The 16,536-nt window shown below is 64.7% G+C and carries 17 protein-coding genes; 7 read left to right on the top strand and 10 right to left on the bottom strand.

What is annotated here, in order from left to right:
- Positions 1–64: 64 nt before the first annotated feature.
- Positions 65–421, top strand: coding sequence for a response regulator (locus EKH81_RS08645; protein ID WP_132059444.1), 357 nt, complete (start codon positions 65–67; stop codon positions 419–421).
- 25 nt (positions 422–446) lie between these two features.
- Here the strand turns inward: EKH81_RS08645 and gcvPB are convergent, their stop codons facing one another.
- From gcvPB to EKH81_RS08615, 6 genes are all read right to left on the bottom strand, one after another.
- On the bottom strand, positions 447–1,895 hold the full coding sequence (gene gcvPB / locus EKH81_RS08640; protein ID WP_132059445.1) for an aminomethyl-transferring glycine dehydrogenase subunit GcvPB: 1,449 nt from the start codon (positions 1,893–1,895) through the stop codon (positions 447–449).
- Positions 1,892–3,226 (bottom strand): aminomethyl-transferring glycine dehydrogenase subunit GcvPA, encoded by a 1,335-nt coding sequence (gcvPA, locus tag EKH81_RS08635; protein WP_132059446.1) that lies wholly within the window; start codon positions 3,224–3,226, stop codon positions 1,892–1,894. The genes gcvPB and gcvPA overlap by 4 nt, the downstream gene beginning before the upstream one ends.
- Before the next feature lie 142 nt (positions 3,227–3,368).
- Positions 3,369–3,752 (bottom strand): glycine cleavage system protein GcvH, encoded by a 384-nt coding sequence (gene gcvH, locus EKH81_RS08630; RefSeq protein WP_132059447.1) that lies wholly within the window; start codon positions 3,750–3,752, stop codon positions 3,369–3,371.
- The gene (gene gcvT / locus EKH81_RS08625) at positions 3,752–4,846 is read right to left on the bottom strand and encodes a glycine cleavage system aminomethyltransferase GcvT (RefSeq protein WP_132059448.1); all 1,095 of its coding nucleotides are present in this window, start codon (positions 4,844–4,846) and stop codon (positions 3,752–3,754) included. Before gcvT ends, gcvH begins: the two co-directional genes overlap by 1 nt.
- A 73-nt stretch (positions 4,847–4,919) precedes the next feature.
- Positions 4,920–5,099: a hypothetical protein gene (locus EKH81_RS08620; protein ID WP_132059449.1), complete on the bottom strand. Its 180-nt coding sequence runs from the start codon at positions 5,097–5,099 to the stop codon at positions 4,920–4,922.
- Positions 5,100–5,193: 94 nt separating this feature from the next.
- Positions 5,194–5,382 carry a hypothetical protein gene (locus tag EKH81_RS08615; RefSeq protein WP_132059450.1) on the bottom strand — a complete coding sequence of 63 codons (189 nt, stop codon included), beginning with the start codon at positions 5,380–5,382 and terminating at the stop codon, positions 5,194–5,196.
- Between the two features lie 64 nt (positions 5,383–5,446).
- Between EKH81_RS08615 and EKH81_RS08610 the strand changes: the two genes are divergently transcribed.
- Positions 5,447–5,896 (top strand): hypothetical protein, encoded by a 450-nt coding sequence (locus EKH81_RS08610; RefSeq protein ID WP_132059451.1) that lies wholly within the window; start codon positions 5,447–5,449, stop codon positions 5,894–5,896.
- Here EKH81_RS08610 and EKH81_RS08605 read toward each other — a convergent pair.
- On the bottom strand, positions 5,872–6,129 hold the full coding sequence (locus tag EKH81_RS08605) for a hypothetical protein (protein ID WP_132059452.1): 258 nt from the start codon (positions 6,127–6,129) through the stop codon (positions 5,872–5,874). The two genes, EKH81_RS08610 and EKH81_RS08605, sit on opposite strands and share 25 nt — an antisense overlap.
- Positions 6,130–6,298: 169 nt before the next feature.
- On the bottom strand, positions 6,299–7,936 hold the full coding sequence (locus tag EKH81_RS08600) for a S8 family serine peptidase (RefSeq protein WP_132059453.1): 1,638 nt from the start codon (positions 7,934–7,936) through the stop codon (positions 6,299–6,301).
- Between the two features lie 186 nt (positions 7,937–8,122).
- Between EKH81_RS08600 and EKH81_RS08595 the strand changes: the two genes are divergently transcribed.
- Complete coding sequence (locus tag EKH81_RS08595) at positions 8,123–8,566, top strand: NYN domain-containing protein (RefSeq protein ID WP_132059454.1); 444 nt, start codon at positions 8,123–8,125, stop codon at positions 8,564–8,566.
- Here the strand turns inward: EKH81_RS08595 and EKH81_RS08590 are convergent, their stop codons facing one another.
- Positions 8,567–8,995 carry a DUF8009 family protein gene (locus tag EKH81_RS08590; RefSeq protein ID WP_132059455.1) on the bottom strand — a complete coding sequence of 143 codons (429 nt, stop codon included), beginning with the start codon at positions 8,993–8,995 and terminating at the stop codon, positions 8,567–8,569.
- Positions 8,996–9,409: 414 nt separating this feature from the next.
- Here EKH81_RS08590 and EKH81_RS08585 point away from each other — a divergent pair, with 414 nt between their 5' ends.
- The 4 genes from EKH81_RS08585 to hmgB all read left to right on the top strand — a co-directional run bounded on the left by EKH81_RS08585 (position 9,410) and on the right by hmgB (position 15,533).
- Positions 9,410–10,282, top strand: a complete 873-nt coding sequence (locus EKH81_RS08585; RefSeq protein WP_132059456.1) for a TatD family hydrolase — start codon at positions 9,410–9,412, stop codon at positions 10,280–10,282.
- A 97-nt stretch (positions 10,283–10,379) separates the two neighbouring features.
- A complete protein-coding gene (locus tag EKH81_RS08580) occupies positions 10,380–10,961 on the top strand; it encodes a DUF2150 family protein (RefSeq protein WP_132059457.1) in 582 nt (193 codons plus the stop codon).
- A gap of 61 nt (positions 10,962–11,022) precedes the next feature.
- A complete protein-coding gene (locus tag EKH81_RS08575) occupies positions 11,023–14,103 on the top strand; it encodes a hypothetical protein (protein WP_132059458.1) in 3,081 nt (1,026 codons plus the stop codon).
- A gap of 92 nt (positions 14,104–14,195) precedes the next feature.
- Positions 14,196–15,533, top strand: a complete 1,338-nt coding sequence (gene hmgB, locus EKH81_RS08570; protein WP_132059459.1) for a hydroxymethylglutaryl-CoA synthase — start codon at positions 14,196–14,198, stop codon at positions 15,531–15,533.
- Positions 15,534–16,110: 577 nt separating this feature from the next.
- On the opposite strand, the gene EKH81_RS08565 is transcribed toward hmgB, so the two are convergent.
- Positions 16,111–16,497, bottom strand: a complete 387-nt coding sequence (locus tag EKH81_RS08565) for an Ig-like domain-containing protein (RefSeq protein ID WP_132059460.1) — start codon at positions 16,495–16,497, stop codon at positions 16,111–16,113.
- Between the last annotated feature and the right edge of the window lie 39 nt (positions 16,498–16,536).

The raw sequence follows: 16,536 nt of genomic DNA, 5'->3' as shown, positions 1-16,536 counted from the left end.
AGGTCGACCCCACTTTCGGACGAGAAATATTTATGCCTCGATAGGTGCCCCGTTACAGTAACGAATGGCACCCGACGTGTTGATAGTAGACGACAGCGAGTTCCAGCGCACGATGGTCCGGAAGGCCCTCGAAGACGACTTCGACGTGGTCGGCGAGGCTGCGAACGGCAACGAAGCCGTCGAGCAGTTCGACCGACACGCCCCCAAGGCCGTCACGATGGACATCATGATGCCCGAGATGGACGGCGTGACGGCGACGGCCGAAATCAAGTCCCGCGAGAATCCGCCAGCCATCGTGATGGTGACGAGCGTAGACCAACAGAGCAAAATGAAGCAGGCAATCAAGGCTGGCGCGGACGGCTACGTCACGAAGCCGTTCGAACCCGAAGACGTGCAATCGGAACTCGCGTCGGTTCTCTGAGCGGCCGAGTCGGTTGTCGGGGCGGTCACTCCTCTTCTTCGAGCGCGTGCCACGACAGCCGCAGATTCCGGGCCGCGCTCGTCTGGTCGATGCGCCGGGCAGTCGTACGGTTCGGCGCGGATTCGAGCGTCTCGTCGTCCTCGCTGGCGACTGAATTGAAGGCGTCGGCGAGCTGGTCGAGCGTCTCCTTGCCCTCGATTTCGGTGGGTTCGGTCATCAGCGCCTCGGGCACGATTTCGGGCCACTTCGTCGTCGGCGGGTGGACGCCGTAGTCGAGCATCCGTTTCGCAACGTCGGCGGCGTCCTGGTCGCCCGCGCTCGCGACGAACTCGTGGTGGAACGGCCCGAACGGGATGTCGTAGTCGATTTGGCTCGCGAGGTAGTTCGCGTTCAACACCGCCTTCGCGGAGGCGTCACGGAGTCCCTCGTCGCCGAGGCGCGCGATGTAGGCGTAGGTCTTCACGAGGACGAGCCAGTTGCCCTCGAAGCCGTGGACCTTGCCGACGGTGTTTTCGGGGTCGAACAGTTCGAACTCCTTCCCGCCGTCGCGCTCGCGCACTCGCGGTGCGGGCAGGAACTCCGCGAGTCGCTCGGTCACGCCCACCGGTCCCGCACCGGGGCCGCCGCCGCCGTGAGGCGTAGCGAACGTCTTGTGGACGTTGTAGTGCATGATGTCGAAGCCCATGTCGCCCGGTCGGGCCTGCCCGAGCAGGGCGTTGAGGTTCGCGCCGTCGTAGTAGAGCAGGCCGCCCGCGTCGTGGACTATTCCGGCGATTTCCCCGATATCGCGCTCGAACAGGCCGAGCGTGTTGGGGTTGGTCAGCATGAACAGCGCGGTCCGGTCGCTCGCGGCGGCTTCGAGCGCCTCCAAATCGACGCGGCCGTCGTCGCCCGACGGGAGTTCGACCACGTCGTAGCCCGCGAGCGCGGCGCTCGCGAAGTTGGTGCCGTGGGCGCTGTCGGGGACGATGATTTCGTCGCGTTGCTCGCCCTCGCCGTTCTGCTCGTGGAACGCCTTGGCGACGAGGATGCCGGTGTACTCGCCCGCCGCGCCAGCGGGGGGCTGGAGGCTCACGGCGTCCATCCCGCCGATTCGCGCGAGGTAGTCCTGAAGCCCGTCGAGGAGCGCGAGCGTGCCCTGCACGCTCCGGTCCGACCGGTCGGGGTGGACCGCGGCGTCGGCGAGCGCGGCCACGTCCTCGGTGAACTTCGGATTGTACTTCATCGTACAGCTTCCGAGGGGGTACGGTCCGGAGTCGATGCCGTAGTTCATCTGGGAGAGTCGGGTGTAGTGGCGCGCGAGTTCGGGTTCCGAGAGGTCCGGTAGTTCGAGGCTGTCGCGCGTGAGGTCGTCGGGCAGGGGCGAGTCCACCGCGACTTCCTCGGTGTTCTTCTCCGAGAGCAGGGGTTCGTACTGGTCGGCGGTCGATTCGCCGTTCGCGTCGTGGGTCCACCGGGCTTGGTCGTAGTTCATGCTACCTCCTCGAACGCCGCGACGAGGGCGTCGGCGGCGTGTTCGTTCGCGTCCGTGATGCAGACCTGCACGTGGTGTTCGCCGACCGCGTGGACCGCGAACCCCTCGGCTTCGAGGTCTTCGGCGATTGCGACGGCTGGCTGGTCGGTGTGAGCCACGAACTCCCGGAAGTGGTGGCGGTCGTGGACCGGGGCCTGAACCCCCTTGACTGCGTCGAGACGGTCGGCGAGGTCGGCCGCGAGAGTCACGCAGTCGTTCGCGAGGTCCACGAGACCGCCGGGTCCGAGGTACGCCGCGTGGATGGCGGTCCGGAGCGCGACCCACGCCTGATTCGTGCAGATGTTGCTGGTGGCGCGCTCGCGGCGGATGTGCTGTTCGCGAGTCTGGAGCGTGAGGGTGTACGCTCGGCGGTCGGCGTCGTCTTCGCTCGCGCCGACCAACCGACCGGGCACCTGCCGGACGAAGTCGTCGCGGCAGGCGAACAGGCCGAGTCCCATGCCGTACGCCGTGGGGAGACCGAGCGCGGCGGCGTCACCGACAACCACGTCGGCGCCGACCGATTCGGGTTCCTGAAGCACCGAGAGCGCCACGGGGTCCGACCCGAGACAGAACAGCGCGTCGTGGTTGTCGGCCAGTCGTCCGACCGCGTCGAGGTTCTCCTCGACGGTACCGAGCGCAGTCGGATTCTCGGCGTACACCAGCACCGCGTCGTCGTCGATGGTCTCGGCGAGCGCGTCGGGGTCCACGTTTCCGTCGTCGGTGGCGTAGGTCTCGACCGAGAGACCCGCGCCGTCAGTGTAGTTTTCGAGAACGTCCCGGCGGGCGTCGAGCAGGTACTCGGGCACCAGCACGCGGTCGCCGGAGGTCTGACGGACGCGCGCCGCGAGGAGGGCGGCCTCCGCGAGCGCGGTCGCGTGGTCGTACATCGAGGCGTTCACGATTTCGAGGCCCGTCAGTTCCACGAGCATCGACTGGTACTCGAACAGCGCCTGGAGGAACCCCTGCGTAATCTCGGGCTGGTACTGGGTGTAGGAGGTCAGAAACTCCGAGCGCGCCGAGATGTGGTCCACCAGCGACGGCACGTAGTGTTCGTAGTGGCCGCGCCCGAGGAACTCCGTCAGGTCGTCGTTGCGCGCGAGCAGGCCCGCGACGTGACGCTCGGCCTCGCGCTCGCTTCTCGATTCGATGCCGAACTCCCCGTCGAACGCGACCTGCTCGGGGATGTCGAAGAGGTCGCCGACGCCCTCGACCCCGACCGCCGAGAGCATCGCGTCGGTCTCGGCGGCAGTGTGGGGGGCGTACGGACTTCCCCGCTCGTTTCGTCCGCTCATGTGGCCGAAGCTAAGGAGTGAACCCTTTTAACATGCGAGGAATTCGTCGCGGCTTGCCGCGAGAGGTGTCGGCGGCCATCGCTCGGACCGACTCGCTCTCAGTCGAGTTCGGCAGGCGAACGCCCCCGCGAGTGCGGCCCGACTACGCGATCTGGTCGCCGTACTCGTCGGCGCTCAGGAGGTCGTCGAGTTCGCCTTCGTCGTCGAGTTCGAGTTCGACCATCCACCCGTCGCCGAACGGGTCCTCGTTGACGAGCTCGGGCTGGTCGGCGAGCGCGTCGTTGACGCCGACGACGGTGCCGCTCACCGGGGAGTAGAGGTCAGACACCGCCTTGATGGACTCGACCACGCCGAACTCCTCGCCCGCGGTGAGGTCGTCGCCCTCCCCGGGGAGTTCCACGAACACCACGTCGCCGAGTTCGTCCTGCGCGAAGTCGGTGATTCCGAGTTTTGCGGTTCCGTCGGTCACGGCGACCCACTCGTGCGATTCTAGATATTTCCGGTCGTCGGGTACGTCGAAGCTCATCAGTTCTCACCTATGAATGGTGTGTTCGCTATCTTTGCCTTTTTGGACTGGCCGCGAACCACGACGCCGACGTTAGTGTCGGCGTCGGCGTACTCGGTCGGGACGTAGCCGAGCGCGATGGGTTCGTTCAGCGTCGGACTCATCGTGCCGCTGGTGACTTCGCCGATGACCTCGCCGTCGGCGTCGGTCACGTCGTAGCCGTGGCGCGCGATGCCGCGGTCCACGAGTTTGATGCCCACGAACTTCTCCTCGACGCCCTCCTCTTTGACGCGTTCGAGCGCGTCCCGTCCCACGAACTCGGTGTCGAGTTTCACGGTGAAGCCGACCCGGGCCTCGTAGGGGGTTCGCGGATTCTCGTCGGGGTCGAAGTCCTGCCCGGAGAGCAGAAAGCCCATCTCCATCCGGAGGGTGTCGCGCGCGCCGAGACCGCAGGGCTGGCAGTCGAGCGCCGACCAGACCGTTTCGGCGTCCGCCGCGGGCATGAGGAGTTCGAAGCCGTCCTCGCCGGTGTATCCCGTTCGGGCGACCCAGCATCGGACGCCCGCGACCGAGGCGTACTTGGCCTCGAACTTCGAGAGGTCCCGAACCGTCTCGGCGGTCGCGTCGCCCACGAGGGCCACCGCGTCGGGACCTTGGACCGCGAACATGGCGTAGTCGTGGGTCACGTTCGACACCTCGGCGTCGAGGCCCCACTCGTCGCGGTGGTCGGTCCACCGGGCTTCCATCTCCTCGTCGTGGCCCGCGTTGGGGACGAACAGGAACTCGGCGTCCTCGGCCTCGGGAAGCCGGTAAACCACGGTGTCGTCCAGAATCACGCCGTCCTCGTCGGTAATCATCGCGTACTGGGAGTCACCGGCGTCGAGGGCGGTCACGTCGTTGGTCGTGAGCTTCTGCATCAATTGCTCGGCGTCCGGCCCCGACACCTCTATCTCACCCATGTGGGACACGTCGAAGATGCCCGCCTCCTCGCGGACCGCGCGGTGTTCGTCCTGTATCGAGTCGAACTCGACGGGCATCTCCCACCCGCCGAATCCGGTGAACGACGCGCCGCGCGCGTCGTGTACGTCGCTGAGTGGCGGCTTCCGAAGGCTCATGGGGCGACCTTCGGACGCCCGGCACGTAATGGTTTGTCTTCCGGGTGGTCGAACGGAGAAGTGAGCCGACCGCTCAGGCGGGTTCGACTACGATTTCGCCGTCGCGAAGCTTGTACACCAGTCGGTCACCCTCTTCGACGGGGTCGTCGTTCTCGGCGAACTCCTCGCGGACCGCTTTGATAAGGCTGATTCGCCACCGCTGGGTCACTGTCGTCGTGCCGAGTATCTTTTCTTCGGATTCGTCGTCGGACATCTACCAGTAGCTTCGGCCGCGGTACTATTATGGATTCTTAGCTATTTCGACTATCAAGACTACGGTCGGCAGTTCGCCGACAGTTTCACGGAGTTTACGCGGATTCGATGACGATTTGCCCGTCTTTGAGTCTGTACACGAGCTTGTCACCTTCCTCTACCTCGACGTCCGACTCCGCGAACGCGTTTCGAACGTCTTTGATGAGGCTGATTCGCCAGCGGTCCGAAATCGTCGTCACGCCGAGTATTTCGTCGTCGGAGTGGGTTGATTCGTCGGAACTCATTCACGAATAATTTCGAAATCGGTACTGTTATGGATTCTTAGCTATTCCGACGAGATAGTTGATAATGACGGGAAAGACTATGAAACAACTCAGGCGTGTGCTGTACGAAAGCGGCGGGCAAACCGCGCTCGTCCGGGGTTCGGCGCCGCCCCGGCCGCCGAACACAGTCACGGTCGCGCCGGGCGTCGCCGCGTCGCTCGGCGCGACCCGGCGACGCGCGCCGCTGTACGTGACCGCCGAGGTTCCGAGCGGCCGGACGGTGCGGCGATACGACGGCGCAGATGTCCGTCGTGCCGCCGACTGCGTGGCGGAGTTGGCCCACGAGCGCGACCCGACGACGGTGTGGCTCTGCGACCGCGACCAAATCGCGTCGTGGTGGGCCGAGGAGGTCGCCGACCGCCTCGAACGCCGCCTCACGGAAGTCGCTCGCGAGGCGGACGCGCCGCTGGTGGTCTGGACCAACGAGAGTGGTGGGGCGGTCGCCGACCGCTACGACGTAGTGCTCGACCCGTAGCGCGCGAGCAGTTCGGTCGCCGAGACGCCCACCGCGGTGCTGTCGCAGGTCGGACACTGGACCGCGAGCGAGCAGTCGCCGCGACTCCGGAGGTCGGCGAGCGCGGCGTCCCCGCCGTTCGGGGGCGCGCGAACCGACGCTTCGATGTCAGACGGGTCGCTCGGGACCGCGAGCGCGAATTCGGCGAGCAGTACGAACGGACCGGCGTGACCGCAGTTGTGACAGTTCGTCATGGTATCGGACCGGCAGGTGCGTTCTACGCGCCGGTCGCTCCGAGTTGGGGTCGGTTTCGTACTTGAACGTTGGGACGGCACCGATGTGGAACCCGGGCTTGGCGATACCGCTCGAACGACTCGACTCAGTCCGCAAAAAAGTGGGGAACCGTCGCGAACCGAAACCCGATTAGTTGGTCTCGGTGATGGTCACGTCGTAGCTACCCGACCCGCTGTAGGAGTCCACGTTGATCTGGAGTTCCGTCGAGGTGTCGGGGTTCTCGATGGTGATGGTCTCCTGGCTGTTCGTGCTGATGGAGCGGTAGTCGTAGTTGTCGGGCGAGGCGTTCTGCGTGGTGCCCTCGTTGACGTAGAGGTCGAAGTCGGCGTCGCTCGGACCGTCGAGCACGACTTCGATTCGGCTCGGGCTGCTGTACTCCCACGACCACGTGTAGTCGTCGTAGTCGTAGTAGCTCGACAGCGAGTCACTGAGCGTCTCGCTCGTCTCGTCGCCGTCATCGGGGTCGTCCGGGTCGTCCGGGTCATCGGGGTCGTCCGGGTCGTCCGGGTCATCGGGGTCGTCCGGGTCGTCGCCGCCGCTGCCGGGTTCAGTGGTGACCGCGGCGTAGGCATCGACTTGACCGCTACCCTGCTCGTCGTCCGACAGTCCGATATCCTTCGCAGTGTCCTTGAGGTGGGCGCGGAGGTCGGCGTTCGAGAGGTCCCACTGGGCGAGCGTCAGACCGGCGACTCCGGACGCGACCGGAGTCGCCATCGAGGTGCCCGACAGCGTCTCGTAGGAACCGCGCTCCTCGGTCGTGGTCGAGAGCACGTCCACGCCCGGTGCGGTGAGTTCGACGCTCGAACCGTACTGGGAGAACGACGCGAGGTTCTCGCTGTCGTCCACCGCCGAAACCGCGACACACTCCTCGTACGCCGCGGGGTAGCTGACGCCCTGCGAACCGCTGTTGCCCGCCGCGGCCATGACGAGCGCGCCGTTGTCGGTCGCATACGACACGGCGTTTTTCATCGTGTCGGTGTAGCCGCCGCCACCGAGCGAGAGGTTGATGATGTCCGCGCCCTGGTCTGCGGCCCACTCGACGGCGTCCGCGATGTCGGCGGTCGAACCGCCGCCGGACTCGTCGAGCGCGCGGCCGTTGATGAGCGAGGAGTTACCCTGCCCAGCGACGCCGGTGTCGTTGTCCACGACTGCGGCCGCACAGCCAGCGACGTGCGTACCGTGGTACTCGTCGTTGGGCGCGTCCGGGTACGGGTCGTCGTCGCCGTCGGCGAAGTCCTGACCGGGGTTGGACTTGAAGTTGGCTTCGAGGTCCGGGTGGTCGTACTGCGCGCCGGTGTCCACGACCGCGATGGTGACGTCCGAGTCACCGAGCGTGGTGTCCCACGCCTGGTCGGAGCCGACCTGCTGGGGCGCGTACTGGTCACCGAAGTCGGGGTCGCTCGGGGTGTACTGGGCCTCGAGAGTCTCGTTGACCTCCGCGTACTTGATGCCGTCCTTCTTCGTGATGGCCTCGATGAAGTTCTCCTGGGCCGTCTCGGGGGCCTGCTCGGGGAACTTCACGGCGACGTACCGAAGCTTCTCGTTCTTGTGAACGACTTCGGCGTTGCCGGGGACGTGCGAGGTGACTTTTCCCTCGATGTCGCCTGCGCCAGCCGAAACACCCACGAGAATCTCGTTCTCTTTCGGGCCGGGGTCTCGGCCGGGAGTCGCTGCCGTGACGCCACCGAGTGCGGCAGCCGCACCGGCCACACCCGTCGCTTTCAGGAAACTACGGCGATTGAACCGCTGTGTGCTGTCGTCTGACATACTACATCCTACGAATGCAACCGTAGTTATTTAAATCTTATCTATTGCGAAATAAAATGTTATTTCAATACTAATTTACTGATTTTAAATATGTTGGCATAAAATCAAGAACGGGGAACCGGAGTGCGACACCGACGACGAGTGCGGACCGCCACGGCTATAGCCGAACGCCCGCTACGTCCGCGCATGCAACCGTTGGGCTCGCTCTTCTCCGAGAAGACGACCGTCGCGCTGTTCGTGGACGGCCCGAACGTCCTCCGGGAGGAGTTCGACGTGGATTTGGACGACGTGCGCACCGCGGCCGAGGAACTCGGCCGATTGGCGGTGACGCGACTCTACGTGGACGAACACGCGACCCCCGGACTGATTCAGGCCGCCGAAGCCCGCGGCTTCGAAGTCGTCGTGACCAGCGGCGACGTGGACGTGAAGCTCGCGGTGGACGCCACCGAGTTCGCGCTCACCGACGGCCTCGACGTGCTCGCAATCGCCTCGCGCGACACCGACTTCAAGCCGGTCCTCGAAAAGGCGGCCCGGAACGGCGTCGAGACGGTCGCAATCGCGCCGGGCGAACACGGCCGGTCGGACGCTCTCAGGAACGCGGCCCACGAAGCGTACGTGCTGGAGGAGTAGTCACCCGAGCGTCTTGATTTCGACCGCGTGGGTCTCGTCGCCGACCCGGAGTTCGACCGACTCGACGACCGACGACGCGACCGCTTCGCGCCACGCCTCGACCGCTGCGACGTGGCGCTCGCGGTGGCGCTCGACAGAGAACTCAGCGTCGGGGTCGGCCCGGAGCGCGTCCTCGGTGTCGTCGGGCGAGGGGTACGCCGGAACGTCCGAGCTGACGAGGCGCGCCGGGTCGAGGTGGATGGCGTCGGTTTCCTCGACCTCGGCGTCCGCGACGTGTAGTCGGGCGCGCATCCGACCCGAGAGCGGCGGATTCGCCCGGAGGACCGTCCGGCGCGCGCTCCGCTGGCGCGCCTCGTAGGCCGCCACCACGTCGTCGGTCGTGACCGCGAGCGACCGAATCCGGCGGGGGTCAGTGTCCTCGAAGTCCATGCGTGAATCTGTGTGCCCGAGGCTCTTGAGCGCCTCGTTGGTCGCATTTGCAGACGACTTCGCTCGGTGACACGGCTGCCGGAAACGGCCGATGACACAATCGGTGGGGAGGAATGAAAGGGGCCGCCCGGTCGCGTTTATGTAGTCGCCTGTGCAGGCCACTATTTGCGCCGGGCGGTGGTCACGCGAGCGAAGCGAGGGTGACCTCGGAAGACGTTGTTTGTCTTCCGGTGCGGAGAGGCGCAAATATCCTGCACAGCGACCGCGACCGGGCGGGGGCTTTCTGGCTGTTGGTAATTCCGCCGTCTTCGGTGCGTACTCACCACGAATTTTCGCAAGAGAATCTACAATTGGCGTGCGAACCGCCACATCGAAACCACCGAATTTTCCACCTTCGACCCCGAATCCACGCGCATGAACGACGACCTCGGAACGCCCGTCCTCGACAATCACCTCCACCTCGACCCCGACCACGGCCGGGGAGTCGAGGCCGTGAAGGACTTCGCGCGGAGCGGCGGCACCCACCTGCTCGTGGTGAACAAGCCCTCGTGGCTTCTCGGCGTCGAACCCGACGAGGGAGCCGACTTCCGGCCGGTCTTCGAGACGACGCTCGACGTGGTCGCACGCGCGAACAAAATCTTAGACGGTCGAGCGTGGCCCGTGCTGGGCGTCCACCCCGGTCTCGTCTCGAAGTTGGTGGACGACCGGGGGTTCGCGCCCGACGAGGCCCGCGACCTGATGGCGGCCGGACTCGACCGCGCGGCCGAGTACGTTGCCGCGGGTGACGCACTCGCGCTCAAGACCGGTCGCCCGCACTACGAAGTCTCGGAGTCGGTGTGGGAGGCGTCGAACGCGGTCCTCCGGCACGGCCTCGCGCTCGGCGCGGCGAACGACTGTGCGGTCCAACTCCACACCGAGGCGAGCGAGGACCTGACCGAAATCGCCGACTGGGCCGCCGACGCGGGACTCGCGCGCGAGAAGGTCGTCAAGCACTACGCCGGGGGGCGACTCGCCGGACCGACCCCGAGCGTGATGAGCGAAAGGGACCGCCTCGAAGTCGCCGCCGAGGGCGGCGACCCCTTCCTGATGGAGACCGACTTCGTGGACGACCCCGACCGCCCCGGTGCGGTTATGGGGCCCAAGACGGTGCCCCGTCGGGTCCGGTGGCTCCGCGAAGAAGGGTACGACGACGCGATTCGAACCGCCCACGTCGAGACGCCAGCGCGCGTGTACGACATCGACACCGAATCGACACTGAACCGGTCCGAATCGACGCTGGAACGGTAGCAGAGCGCCGAACACGGCCGAATATCACAAAGCGACAGTTTCACACGGCGAACTCAGCCTCGCAGGATTTATGAGTCGCGCAACGTTCGAAGATGATATGAGCGCGCCCCCGGAGGAGTTCTACTCCGACGAACGCTGGCAAAACTGGCTCGACCGCATCCGCGAGGAGGACATCGACCCGGAGAACGAGGACTCGGCCCGTCTCCTGCTCAATCTACAGGACGACGTGGCTATCGCCGTCGCTAAAATCGTCACCGCGTTCGACGACGGCGACGTGGACGACGAGGAGGCGCTCGGCGAACTCGCCGACATCCGGGAGGTCGTCCTCTCGGAGGTCGAGTTCGAGAGCGACGAGAAGGCGATGCTCATCGACGGCGTCCAGACGAGTCTCGTCTGCGTCTTCTACGCCGCCGAGGAGTACGTCGCGAACGGTCCCGCCGACGAGGCGACCGTCGAGGAGTACGTCGTGGAAGCGGGCCGGGCCGAGGAGGCCGAGGACCTCGACTCCGCGCTCGGGTTGGTCGCGGCCGCCGGGACGCGCATCATCGACGGCGACGAACTCGACATGGCGGTGACAGAAGAGCTCGAATACGGACTCGTCACCGAGTGGGTAAACGGTCTCGACAGCCTCCAGAGCGCGATGAGCGACCCCGAAGTGGTCGAGGAAGACGAGGACTGAACCGAGGGCACGACGCCGAGTAGACGCTATTTTTAACTGTCTGCCCTGAAACGAACGGGTAGTGCGATTCCGTACGGACGACCGCGGGGTGACGGTCCAGATCGGAACAGTGTTACTGTTCGCGGTCCTGATAGTACTCCTCTCGACCTACCAGGCCACGGTCGTCCCACAGCAGAACGAGCAGGTGGAGTTCAACCACCACCAGCAGGTCCAGGGCGAACTCCAGGACCTGCGCGACGAACTCCTCGGGACCGCGGCGACCGGAAGCGACGGGTCGGCCGTGGTGTCGCTCAGCACCCGGTACCCCGAGCGCGCGTTCTTCGTGAATCCGCCGCCGACCGCGGGCAGACTCGAAACCACGTCCGCCGCGAACTTCACCGTGGACAACGCGGTCGCGAGCGGCGAGGTCGGCGACTACTGGACCGGCGACCCCCGGGGGTTCTCGACCCGCGGGCTGACCTTCGACCCGCGGTACAACGGCTATCAGGACGCACCGGAGACCGTCTACGACAACAGCGTCCTCTACAATCGGTTCGCGAGCGCGAACGTGACGCTCGCGGGCCAGCGACTCGTGGACGGCAACCGAATCTCGCTCGTGGCAGTGAACGGAAGCTATTCGCGGACGTCGAACGCCGCCGCGAGCGTAGACGTGCGCGCGGTGAGCGCCGCGACGCGAACCGTCACGGTCGAAAACGAGACCGACGAGAACGTGACGCTCGTGATTCCGACGAGTCGCCACGCCGGAGAGTGGGAGGAACTCCTCGACGGCGAACTCGACCCCGACCGGACGGACCCCGACGCCCGCGTCCAAGCGGTCGAGAACGTGACCGGGGAAGACGCGGTCCGACTCGTCCTCGAACCCGGACGCTACGAACTCGAACTCGCGAAGGTGGGCGTGGGGTCGGACGTGACCGGCGAGCGCGCCCACTACGTCACCGACGCGTCGGGCGACGACGAGAGCGTGGCCGAGAACAGCGGGCAGTCGCTCGTCGTGGAGGTGCGCGACCGGTACAACAATCCGGTGTCGGACGCGCGCTTGAACGCGACGCTCGCGAGTCCGAACCGGAATCTCACCGGCGACACCATCGCATCGCAGGGGTCCGAAAGCCAACGGGGCCTCACGAACCTCGCGACCGACGGCGAGGGTCGGGCGACGATTCGCTACGACGGCCCGACCGACATCGACGGCCCGAACGAGGACGTCCGGGTGAACGTCAGCATCGACGACGTGCCCGACGGCGCGACGTTCTCGCCCGGCGCGCGCGAGAACATGAGTTTCAATCTGACGGTGGTGAACACCGACGGGAGCGGGACGGACGGGGGAGGCGGCGGAGGCGGCGGCGCGTACGACGTGAACTGGGCCGACGCGACCGGAGACGGACTCGACTGCGACCTCGAACTCACGCGGTGTACGCTGAACGCGAGTCAGGGAACGACCGCGAACCTGACCGCGAGCGTGACCGAGAACGGCGACCCGCTCACCGGCGCGACCGCCGATTACGCACTGAACAACAGCACCTTCGGGGAGCTATCCCCGACGGCCGGCGTCACGGACGACGGCGAGAACACCACCAGACTCGACGTGCCCGAGCGGAACGGCACCGTCACCGCCTACGTCGCGAGCGGCGGTGACGCCGACAACCTCACGGTCGATGTGGTGGTCCCGCCGACCGGTCCCGGTCCGAGTCCCGACCCCCGACTGAACTGGTCGGTGACCGACAACACCGACGTGAGCGGGAACGAACCCCAGTACAGCGTCTCGTACGAGATTTCGAACGCGTGGTCGTCGTACGACGGCGTCGAAGTCGAGTTCGAGAACCTCAACAGCACCGAACTCACCGAGACGATACCGAGCAACGGGACCGTTGGAACCGTCAACTACGACGCCGGATACGGCGAGGGCGACACGTACGACATCACGATTCGCGCGCTAGCGGAGAACGGGAGCGTCCTCGCGGAGCGCTCGCTCCGCGACGAGGCCGACAGCGTGGACCCCGGCGACGACGACGACCTCGGCTCGCCGACCGACCCCGAACTCGCGGGTCGGTGGATAACCGACGCGAGCGACCAAGAGGACGGCGCGGTGTACGACGCCTCGTACAACGTGACGAACCGCGACGCGCTCGGGCGCGTCGAGGTCGAGTTCCGGAACCTCGACGACGACTCGGCGACCCGGACCGAGACACTCAACCAATCCCGAGGGCGCGCGTCGTACGAACCCGGCTACGGAAACGGTCAGGACTACGAAATCATCTACCGGGTGTACGACAACGACGGGCTGAAAGTGGACGACGTGACCGTCACCGATGTCGCGGACGGCGACGAGCCTACCGGAAACGAACTCCTGGCGAACGCGACGAGTCCGACCCTCACCAACGTCGATGTGACCGACGTGAGCGAGCCGTGGAACTCGGACTTCGAGGTTGATTACGACGTGTCCGACCCGTCCGGGACGTTCGGGTCTGTCGAGGTCGAGTACAAGAACCTCGACACGGGCGAAACCGTCGAGACGAACACGCTCCAGACGACGAGCGGACAGGACCAACTCGACACCTATCAGGACAACGGCGACGAGTTCGAAATCACGGTCCGGGTGTACGACGAATCGGGAACCATCGTGGACATCGAACGCGTGACCGAGACCGGCGACGGGACGAACGACGGCGGCGGAGACGGCGGTTCGTCGGGACAGGCGATACAGGCGGTCGAGTCAGACGGCGTGAACAGCGGGACGCAACTCACGTTCACCGTCGAAAACGCCGGGAGCGAAACCGTGACCGTCACGGACTTCGCGGTCGATGCGTCCGGCGTCGCCAACAACGTCCGGATAAACAACGGCGACAGCGACGAACTCGCGATTCTCCGGGCGACCCAAGTCGGCGCGGCAAATCGGGGCGGCGGCGGGTCGAACGGTCGGTTCGAGGCGGACGGAACCTCGTACAACCTGGTCGGCGACAGCAACAACGGCGGGTCGGAGGCCGTCCTCGCCTCGGACGACGACGACGCGGAAATCGACTTCCGAGGATTCACCGACGACCTCGGAACGCTCCAGTTCGCGAGTTCGGCGGCGAACGCCGACGTGACCGTGACGCTCACGCTGGCGGACGGCACCCAACAGGAGTTCTATTTCCAACAGCAGTAGGCGGGGTCGCCGCGACACCCGGGAGCCGGAGTTCGACGCGCGTCGAACTCCTCATCGACAAAATCTTATAGCTCCTCGCCGCATCCCCGTACATGACAGCCGTCGGTATCGACGCCATCGAAATCTGGACGGGGAAGCTCAAACTCGACCTCGCGGAGACGTTCGCGCCCGAGAAGGGCGAGGACCCCGAGAAGTACACGAAGGGACTCGGACTGCACGCCAGTTCGTTCCCCGACGCACACGAAGACATCGTCACGATGGGCGCGAACGCCGCCCACCGCCTGATGGACCGCAAGGGCCTGCGTCCCGACGACATCGGGCGCATCGACGTGGCGACCGAGTCGTCGTTCGACAACTCCAAGCCCGTCTCGACGTACATCGCGGGCTGTCTCGAACAGGTGTACGACGGGGACTTCCACCACGCCAACAAGGGCGAGCGAAAGTTCGCGTGCATCGCGGGAACCCAGAGCTTAGACGACGCCTACAACTGGATTAAGGCCGGGCGGAATCGCGGCCGAGCGGCACTCGTCGTGGCGACCGACACCGCCCTCTACGCTCGCGGCGACCCCGGCGAGGCCACGCAGGGCGCGGGCGCGGTCGCGATGCTCATCACCGAGGACCCCGACCTCGTCGAACTCTCGACCGAGCAGGGCTACGGGAGCGCCGACGAAACCGACTTCCTCAAGCCGAATCAGCAGTTCCCGAGCGTGGACGGCAAGCGCTCGATGCAGGTGTACCTCGCCCGGATGCGCGAGGCGCTCGAAGACTACGAGTCGGTCGCGGGCGACTCCCACCCCGACGACTTCGCGTACGTCCCGTTCCACACGCCGTTCCCCGGGATGGTCCGGAAGGCCGCCGTGCTGGCCTACCGCCACATGATTCGGGACACGCCCATCGAGGAGGCGCTCGCCGAGGACATCGGATTCCAACCGCGCGAGGACGACTTCGAGGACCGCGAAGCCTACGAGGAGGCCATCCGCGACCACATGGACGAACTCAAGGCCACCGACGCGTACCGCGAGTGGTACGACGAGGTCATCGAGCCGACGCTCGACATCTCGCGTGAAGTCGGCAACTGGTACACCGGGTCGGTCCACATCGCGCGGGCCGCCGCGCTCAAGCGCGCCGCCGAGGAGGGTCGCGACCTCGCGGGCGAGGTGCTCGGCGTCGGCTCGTACGGCTCGGGCGCGCAGGCCGAAATCCACGCCGAGACGGTCGCCGACGGCTGGAAGGACGAAATCGAACAGCTCAACGTGGACGAGCAAATCGCGAACCGCTACGACCTCTCGTTCGCCGAGTACGAGAACGTCCACGACCGCCACAACCACGACAAGACCATCGAGATGGAGGACTTCACCGTGCCGAACGGCGAGTTCGTCTTCACCGGCCGCGGTCGGATGAACGAGCGAATCTACGACTACGTGGCCTAACGCGGTTCGAAAGTCCTCTTTCCTTCTATCGACGCTGGCATCGAACGCTCGCGGTCGCAGAGCGACCGCGAGCGTTCGAGAGCTTATGGTCCATAACCATCAGTTTACCAGCAAAAACGTGACATTTACTGGATATAAAAATGAAGGCGTAGAACAAGTGAGGCCGTATCCAATCACCACCAAAAAAGGAAGTTCGTCTCTCTGTCAAAGCAGTCCCAAACATTCATATAAAGAACCATGGCAGACTGGAAGTGGAGAAATTATCCATAGGAGATGAAATAGGAGACTAAGTAAGTGGCTTTATATAAATATATTATAATTAAATATACTTCAATGATGTGATATGGAGTCAATGGTACTATGCCAACCACTGCGACGATCCTGTTGGTGAGTTAGACGGCTACGTCACTTCCGTGTACTCAAATCTCCCAAGCGTGCCTAAAACAAATGAGCGAACGGCAATTGAAGACCACGTTACATGCGTGTCTTCAAAGAAAAGTGTATACTTATAATTGAGGGGAAGCCGGATATTGACCGTCGCAAGTCACCGCTTAATATTTCAATTTGAAAGATATCGTCAGCATGCACTGTATATATAGTCAACTCTATCGGAGTAAATTTCGACATTTATCGCACTTGTGCAACTGTTGACTTCCCACCCCTCGGATTTTGACGGTCCGGACTCTACGTCCGTAGTGAGTGTATATTCGGTCGCTGGATTTTCTAGCTGAAAATCGGCCGCGTCCTTGGGTGAAATCTCCTCTGTTTGTTCGAAATTGACCGACTCATCTGAGGTACGGAGTTGAACTGTTACAGTCTGGTCTGTGGTTGTTTCGTTCGCGACCTCGATGGAGAGATTCTCTGCCTCCTTGGGGTGCGTACTACCGAACAGACACCCCGTTGTTGGTAGTACGGTGAGTGCTACAGTTGTAATAATGGCACGCCGGGACTGCTTTGTCTGCACATCCCATCGTGGTGAATAGTACGTGATAAGCTTTCTTGC

Origin of the sequence: Halorussus amylolyticus (assembly GCF_004143485.2) — an archaeon.
Taxonomy (GTDB): Archaea; Halobacteriota; Halobacteria; order Halobacteriales; family Haladaptataceae; genus Halorussus; species Halorussus amylolyticus.
Note: the sequence above shows the minus strand (reverse complement) of the source record. Positions and strands in the feature narration are given on the sequence as shown.

What these genes read in the sequence shown, in the direction of transcription:
- EKH81_RS08600 (WP_132059453.1), bottom strand. Translation starts at nt 7,936, where the DNA reads ATGTCAGACGACAGCACACAGCGGTTCAATCGCCGTAGTTTCCTGAAA.
- EKH81_RS08645 (WP_132059444.1), top strand. Translation starts at nt 65, where the DNA reads ATGGCACCCGACGTGTTGATAGTAGACGACAGCGAGTTCCAGCGCACG.
- EKH81_RS08595 (WP_132059454.1), top strand. Translation starts at nt 8,123, where the DNA reads ATGCAACCGTTGGGCTCGCTCTTCTCCGAGAAGACGACCGTCGCGCTG.
- EKH81_RS08610 (WP_132059451.1), top strand. Translation starts at nt 5,447, where the DNA reads ATGACGGGAAAGACTATGAAACAACTCAGGCGTGTGCTGTACGAAAGC.
- gcvPB (WP_132059445.1), bottom strand. Translation starts at nt 1,895, where the DNA reads ATGAACTACGACCAAGCCCGGTGGACCCACGACGCGAACGGCGAATCG.
- EKH81_RS08580 (WP_132059457.1), top strand. Translation starts at nt 10,380, where the DNA reads ATGAGCGCGCCCCCGGAGGAGTTCTACTCCGACGAACGCTGGCAAAAC.
- EKH81_RS08590 (WP_132059455.1), bottom strand. Translation starts at nt 8,995, where the DNA reads ATGGACTTCGAGGACACTGACCCCCGCCGGATTCGGTCGCTCGCGGTC.
- EKH81_RS08585 (WP_132059456.1), top strand. Translation starts at nt 9,410, where the DNA reads ATGAACGACGACCTCGGAACGCCCGTCCTCGACAATCACCTCCACCTC.
- gcvT (WP_132059448.1), bottom strand. Translation starts at nt 4,846, where the DNA reads ATGAGCCTTCGGAAGCCGCCACTCAGCGACGTACACGACGCGCGCGGC.
- gcvPA (WP_132059446.1), bottom strand. Translation starts at nt 3,226, where the DNA reads ATGAGCGGACGAAACGAGCGGGGAAGTCCGTACGCCCCCCACACTGCC.
- EKH81_RS08605 (WP_132059452.1), bottom strand. Translation starts at nt 6,129, where the DNA reads ATGACGAACTGTCACAACTGCGGTCACGCCGGTCCGTTCGTACTGCTC.
- hmgB (WP_132059459.1), top strand. Translation starts at nt 14,196, where the DNA reads ATGACAGCCGTCGGTATCGACGCCATCGAAATCTGGACGGGGAAGCTC.
- EKH81_RS08615 (WP_132059450.1), bottom strand. Translation starts at nt 5,382, where the DNA reads ATGAGTTCCGACGAATCAACCCACTCCGACGACGAAATACTCGGCGTG.
- gcvH (WP_132059447.1), bottom strand. Translation starts at nt 3,752, where the DNA reads ATGAGCTTCGACGTACCCGACGACCGGAAATATCTAGAATCGCACGAG.
- EKH81_RS08620 (WP_132059449.1), bottom strand. Translation starts at nt 5,099, where the DNA reads ATGTCCGACGACGAATCCGAAGAAAAGATACTCGGCACGACGACAGTG.